Consider the following 6,537-nt stretch of genomic DNA (forward strand, 5'->3'; position numbering starts at 1 on the left):
CACAGAAACCGGCCAGATCGTAATCTTCACCTTCATACATACCGGGCATCTCAGCGGTCTCACCGCCAATTAACGCGCAACCGGATTGGAAACAACCTTCGCCGATACCATTGACGACCGAGGTCGCCGTTTCAACGTCGAGTTTACCCGTTGCATAGTAGTCGAGGAAAAACAGCGGTTCAGCGCCTTGCACGATTAAGTCGTTTACACACATGGCCACTAAATCGATACCGACAGTGTCATGTTTTTTATAATCAATCGCTAAACGCAGTTTAGTTCCGACGCCATCGGTGCCAGAAACTAACACAGGTTGTTGGTATTTGGTTGGGATTTCACACAGTGCGCCAAACCCCCCTAAATTGCCCATGACTTCGGGGCGACGGGTACGTTTAACGGCGGCTTTAATGTTACTTACCAGTGCATTACCAGCATCAATATCAACGCCGGCATCTTTATAGCTCAGTGGGGTAGGAGTGCTCACGCGGGGGACCTCTTGGGTACATCGTTATTGGATTTTATGCGGCCGTATTCTATCAGCTTGTGCTAGGGGTCGAAAGCCATGATTTAGATTTATGCCCGCTAACGGGAATTTTTAGTGCTAGCGGCGCGAAATTTTGTGTTTTTGCCCCTGTTTTCGTCTTGGTCTTAATGCATTCTTGGGAGCTTGTTCACGATTAGCTCGGCAAGCAAAACTTTATGTTTTACCTAATAAACAAATCATCTAAAATTTAAAAAATTTGCCTAAAATGACGCGAACAAGAGTAGGAGAAAAAAATGAAAGTTGTCGAGGTTAAGCACCCGTTAGTGCGCCACAAGATTGGTTTGATGCGCGAAGGTGAGATCAGCACAAAACGTTTCCGTGAACTTGCCGCAGAAGTTGGCAGCCTACTTACCTATGAAGCAACGGCAGATTTTGAAACGGAAACTGTGACCATTGATGGTTGGAATGGTCCGGTAGAAGTCGATCAAATCAAAGGTAAAAAAGTGACTGTGGTACCGATTTTGCGGGCAGGCCTTGGGATGATGGACGGCGTGCTTGAGCATATCCCGAGTGCGCGTATTTCCGTGGTCGGCATTTACCGCGATGAAACAACTTTAGAACCTGTGCCCTATTTTGAAAAACTTGCCAGTGATTTGAACGAGCGTATCGCGCTGGTGGTTGATCCTATGTTGGCGACAGGCGGCTCAATGATCGCCACTATTGATTTGTTGAAGAAACGGGGTTGCACCTCAATCAAAGCCTTAGTGCTAGTGGCTGCGCCTGAAGGCATTAAAGCCTTAGAAGCCGCGCACCCTGATATCGAGCTTTATACCGCTTCTATCGATAAGTGTTTAAACGAAAAGGGTTATATCCTGCCAGGCCTTGGTGATGCAGGCGATAAAATCTTTGGCACTAAATAATCTGACCGACGGTTAACGTGCGCCCAAGGTAATTGGGCCAATGGTCGTGTAAGTGAATGGGACGGGATTTAATACATCGATCCAAGATCTCAATGAAAAAGTAAAGGCCGAGTCACTCACGACTCGGCCTTTTTGTTTAATTTGCGGATTACCACGAGCAGTGATAATCAGGCCAATTAGAGTACCATCGCGGCAATCCAGCCAAACACTAACAGCGGAATGTTGTAGTGGATAAAGGTGGGGATCACGCTGTCACGGATATGATCATGTTGGCCATCCGCATTTAATCCTGCCGTGGGGCCGAGAGTCGAATCGGAGGCGGGCGAGCCGGCATCTCCGAGGGCCGCCGCGGTGCCGACGAGGGCAATCGTCGCCGGGATTGAAAAGCCAAAACTTAAGGCCAGTGGCACATAAATCGTGGCGATGATCGGAATGGTGGAGAAGGATGAACCAATGCCCATGGTAATGAGCAGCCCAACCAGCAGCATTAGAAAGGCGGCAAGGGCTTTATTATCACCAATGATGCCACTTAGGGACGCAACAAGGGTGCCTACTTCACCGGTGGCTTTCACCACCGCGGCAAAACCTGCCGCAGAAATCATAATAAAACCGATATTGGCCATCATACGCACACCTTGATTAAAAATATCTTGGTCGGCGACGTGTTTTAATGCCCCAGAAAAACTAAAAATCATAAAGCCTATCAAGGCGCCAAAGATCATCGAATCGGTTTGCAGCTGCACTAATAAGGTGGCTAAAATCGCCAGTGCCGCAATGGCGATATTGCGCTTATTAAGGGTTTCTTCGGGTTCGGCCGCCAGCACCTTGGCTTCATCGTATTGCCTTGGTTTGCGGTAACTGATCAATACGGCGCAGAGTAAACCGACTAGCATTCCCGCTGCAGGGATGAGCATCGCGGCGGGGATTTGCTCACGGTGTGCGGCTAAGCCGTTGGTCGTCAGGTTAGAGAGCAGAATATCATTTAAGAAAATTCCACCAAAACCAATAGGTAAAATCATGTAAGTCGTGACTAAACCAAAGGTTAACACACAGGCGACTAAGCGGCGATCGAGCTGCAGTTTGGACATGATATGCAGGAGTGGCGGCACTAAAATCGGAATAAAGGCGATATGAATAGGTAAAATATTTTGTGATGCCATCGACATGGCCAATAGCGCCAGTAGCAATAGCCAACGGATCCAGCGGGTATTTTGATGAGTAGGTTGTTGGCCAAGGCTGACAATAATCGATTTGGAGATAAGTGTCGTCAGCCCTGAATGGGAGAGGGCTACTGCAAAGGCTCCGAGTAGGGCGTAGCTGAGGGCGATCTGCGCGCCGCCGCCCAGACCAACATTAAAGGCATCGATCGTTTGATGCAGATCCATTCCACCCACAAGTCCTGCCACGAGGGCGCTGATGGTCAGGGCGATCACCACATTCACCCGTGCCAAACTGAGTGCTAGCATCAAGCACACTGCAATTACGACTGCATTCATTGTCAATATCTTAAATTTTATAGGTCAAAGGGGCTATTTTTGACTGCAAAGCCTGTCGTTGTCCAGTTTGCCGGGGCGTTATCTGAAAATTATCTGCAAATGTAAATGCACTGATTTGTCTCTGTTAGGCGAATGTGTTCAAGATGAGACGTAAATAGGTTGTCAGACAGGATCTAGGACTTATAATGCCTAAGGATTTGATTGGTAAGCCCCTATCTTCAGCGCGTTGCACTCTTAAGCAAAATGTTAAGTCGTGGGATGTTGAGTGGAGTCCCGTTTGCTGCGTTCGATGTTTTAATCATTTCGCAGCAAAGTGGCTGGAGCTTACTTTAGCGTTAATTCAACACAGAGATGGAGAAATACAATGAGCGTATTAGTTGGTCGTCCGGCGCCTGATTTCACTGCTGCAGCGGTATTAGGCTCAGGCGAAATTGTCGATAGCTTTAACTTAACTGCCGCGATTAAAGGGAAAGCAGCGGTAGTGTTTTTCTACCCACTTGATTTTACATTTGTGTGTCCCTCTGAGTTGATCGCTTTTGATCACCGTATGGAGGAGTTCACCAAGCGTGGAGTAGAAGTGATTGGGGTTTCTATCGACTCTCAGTTCACCCACAACGCATGGCGTAACACTCCCGTTGAAAAAGGCGGTATTGGCCAAGTGAAATACACCTTAGTGGCTGATGTTAAACACGATATCTGTAAAGCCTATGACGTGGAGCACCCACAAGCGGGCGTGGCATTCCGCGGTTCTTTCCTGATTGATAGAGAAGGGATGGTGCGTCATCAAGTCGTGAATGATCTGCCATTAGGTCGTAACGTCGATGAAATGCTGCGGATGATCGATGCGCTGCAATTCCATGAAGAATATGGTGATGTGTGCCCAGCGGGTTGGGAAAAAGGTGATAAAGGCATGAGCGCGAGCACCGAAGGTGTGGCAGCATATCTGTCAGCAAATGCTGCGTCGCTATAAGTAATTGATATTAAAAAAAGCTGCGAATTCGCAGCTTTTTTTATATCTTGCGATCCCTTTTACCTGATGCAAACAATGGGCTTAATCCTTTGCGTGTGCTTCGGGCTCTGCAGCCATAGGCGCTAATAATGGCCAGCCGCCTAAGGCCTTCCAGCGATTGACGATATAGCAAAATAGCTCGGCGGTGCGCTCGGTATCATACAAGGCCGAGTGGGCCTCTTTATTGTCAAAGGGGATCCCCGCCATGATACAGGCCTTGGCCAGCACGGTATGGCCGATCGCCAACCCCGCCAGTGATGCGGTATCAAAGGTGGCAAAGGGATGAAAAGGCGAGCGCTTTAAATCGCAGCGGGCGATAGCTTGGCTGACAAAGCCATGATCAAACGCAGCATTATGGGCAACGATGATACTGCGATGGCACTGGGCGTCCTTTTGCGCTTTTTTTACGGCTTTAAAAATCTCTAAAAAGGCGGTTTTTTCAGTGACAGCCCCCCGTAATGGATTATGGGGATCGATGCCATTAAAGGCCAAGGCTTCCGGTTCTAGATTCGCCCCTTCAAAGGGTTCAATATGAAAATGCAGGGTTTTATCTATCCCGAGCACACCTTGATTATCCATCTTGAGAAGGGTGACCGCTATTTCCAGCAACGCATCCGTTTGTGAGTTGAAGCCCGCGGTTTCGACATCAATGACTACCGGAAAATAGCCTCGAAATCGGTGTTTCAATATATTAGCGTCGCAAATGTCGCTCATTAACGTACCCAGTAAAATTCACAGGCGGCTATTATGCTAAATGCCTTCGGGCCTGTCATGTTTGATTGGTGATTTTATGAGCTAAAGGAACTAAAAAGTTTGCCGATAAAGCCATGTAATGGATAAAGATGAGTAAAGTCGATGTGGCGAAAACTGATTTTAGTATCAATTTTGTGCGTTCCTGCCAGCGCGCTGGCGGAGCTGCGTCACTATGTGGCCTCCTTAGATGAGTCGCAATGGCGTCTTGCGCAGAATTCACCGATTGTTTGCCGTCTTGAGCATGATATTCCTGCCTATGGTAAAGCCATATTTACCAGTGCAGCCGGTAAAGAATTGAATTTGAATTTTACGTTAGATATGTGGGTCAAACCCGAACAGGTGACTCAAGCGAAGTTGATTAGCCGGGCACCCCAGTGGCGTCCTGGCGTTGTGTCAAAAGAAATTACCTCATTGCGTTATCAACGGTATTTTAATGGGGAAGTGCCTAAAAACGCGGCATGGTCGATGCTGGCAGAATTGAGCCGAGGTATGCAGCCTACCTTTTATTACGCCGATTGGTATAACGAGTCTAATAAAATTGCCGTGGGGTTATCTGCGGCAAATTTTGGTCGTCAATATTCGGCATTCAAGGCCTGTTTATCACAGCTATTACCCTATAGTTTTGAAGATATTGCGTTTACGGTATTAAATTATGAGGTTGGCGGCGCCGATTTAACCCGTTTTTCTCAGCAACAATTATCGCGGATACAGGAATACTTAGCCTATGATCCCGAGGTGGAACTTGTGTTGGTCGATGCTTATACCGACAGCTATGGTGGACGTGCAGTTAACCAGAAGGTGTCCGATACGCGCGCGCAATCGGTAAAAGAATTTTTTATGGCCAGCGGCATTGCCCAAGAACGGATTGTTACGGTAGGCCACGGTGAACGCCGTCATGTCGCCTCGAATGAGGAGGTGGAAGAACGCGCCCGTAACCGCCGGGTGGTGATCCGCCTAAGTAAACCCATTTGAGTGCGTTTATTGATTGATAGCGCACTTGATGAATCGGTTGTGTTAACGATAAATAGCGCACTAATGCACTAATGCACTAATGTTGTGATAAAGAGTACAGCGCTGCAATAAGCGCAAACGCGGATATTAACAAAAACGCCAAGTCAATGACTTGGCGTTTTTGTTGATACTGAGTCTACGAGACTCAGTGCTCGCATTCGCAGCGTGGTAAATGGCGCCGCCAGTATCTACAAGAAATGTCCGCGGATTATGCATAAAAAAAAGCCCACTTAATCTAAGCGGGCCGCAAAAATAATGCATTTGCAATCAACAAATTGAAGGAAGGAAGTCAAGCATAAGAACCAGGGATGAAACTAAAGTGTTGGGAACACATCAGTTTAAAAGTTCTTTGTTTTCCATATCTGCACGCAGACATCTCCTGAAAACACGTAAATTTTAAGAGCTTAGCGCCGATATAACAAACGAGAAAAATTGCCCAGATACATTAGCAAATCTAATGCTTAATTAAGTGATCGCGCTCACGTAACGCATTATTTAGGTTGATAAGTAACTGAACAGTCACTATTTATGCATAAAAAAGCGGAAAAGCAGGCGGGTAATGTTATCGCTTTGTTGGGTTTGGCAGCAACATGAAAAAATCTTCTTGTAATCGCAGGCATTTTCCGTAGAAATTTTGCGGTATAGTACCGACTGAAATAAAGGCGTTACGCCAATAACCATAAAAAAAGGATGTGAAAAGATGGCATATCGATTTCGCCTTGCCGCGCAAGGTTTGGTAGTTGCAGCACTGGGGCTGAGCCTTGGCGCCTGTCAAAGTGGCAATACTGACGAGTCCGCGGCGACGGCGCCCGTGAGTCAGAGTCAATGGAATTACCCACATACTGAGCAAGCATCGTTAGTTGAAAC

General features: G+C 47.2%; 6 protein-coding genes. 3 read left to right on the top strand and 3 right to left on the bottom strand.

The annotated features are described in order from the left end of the window. The coding region (gene purM, locus ACRCZA_RS06335; RefSeq protein ID WP_438673613.1) for a phosphoribosylformylglycinamidine cyclo-ligase at positions 1–481 on the bottom strand (481 nt) is incomplete at its 3' end. A 293-nt stretch (positions 482–774) separates the two neighbouring features. On the opposite strand from purM, the gene upp reads away from it, so the two are divergent. Beyond that, complete coding sequence (gene upp / locus ACRCZA_RS06340; RefSeq protein WP_438673614.1) at positions 775–1,401, top strand: uracil phosphoribosyltransferase; 627 nt, start codon at positions 775–777, stop codon at positions 1,399–1,401. Positions 1,402–1,577: 176 nt separating this feature from the next. Here upp and ACRCZA_RS06345 read toward each other — a convergent pair whose 3' ends face one another. Further along, positions 1,578–2,897, bottom strand: a complete 1,320-nt coding sequence (locus ACRCZA_RS06345; protein ID WP_438673615.1) for a Na+/H+ antiporter family protein — start codon at positions 2,895–2,897, stop codon at positions 1,578–1,580. A 364-nt stretch (positions 2,898–3,261) separates the two neighbouring features. On the opposite strand from ACRCZA_RS06345, the gene ACRCZA_RS06350 reads away from it, so the two are divergent. Next, positions 3,262–3,867 carry a peroxiredoxin gene (locus tag ACRCZA_RS06350; RefSeq protein ID WP_438673616.1) on the top strand — a complete coding sequence of 202 codons (606 nt, stop codon included), beginning with the start codon at positions 3,262–3,264 and terminating at the stop codon, positions 3,865–3,867. Between the two features lie 81 nt (positions 3,868–3,948). Here the strand turns inward: ACRCZA_RS06350 and rnt are convergent, their stop codons facing one another. After that, positions 3,949–4,620, bottom strand: coding sequence for a ribonuclease T (gene rnt, locus ACRCZA_RS06355; protein WP_438673617.1), 672 nt, complete (start codon positions 4,618–4,620; stop codon positions 3,949–3,951). A 141-nt stretch (positions 4,621–4,761) separates the two neighbouring features. On the opposite strand from rnt, the gene motY reads away from it, so the two are divergent. Next, a complete protein-coding gene (gene motY, locus ACRCZA_RS06360) occupies positions 4,762–5,631 on the top strand; it encodes a flagellar protein MotY (protein ID WP_438673618.1) in 870 nt (289 codons plus the stop codon). Positions 5,632–6,537 lie beyond the last annotated feature (906 nt).

The sequence above is a fragment of the Shewanella sp. genome (assembly GCF_051658185.1).
Classification (GTDB): domain Bacteria; phylum Pseudomonadota; class Gammaproteobacteria; order Enterobacterales; family Shewanellaceae; genus Shewanella.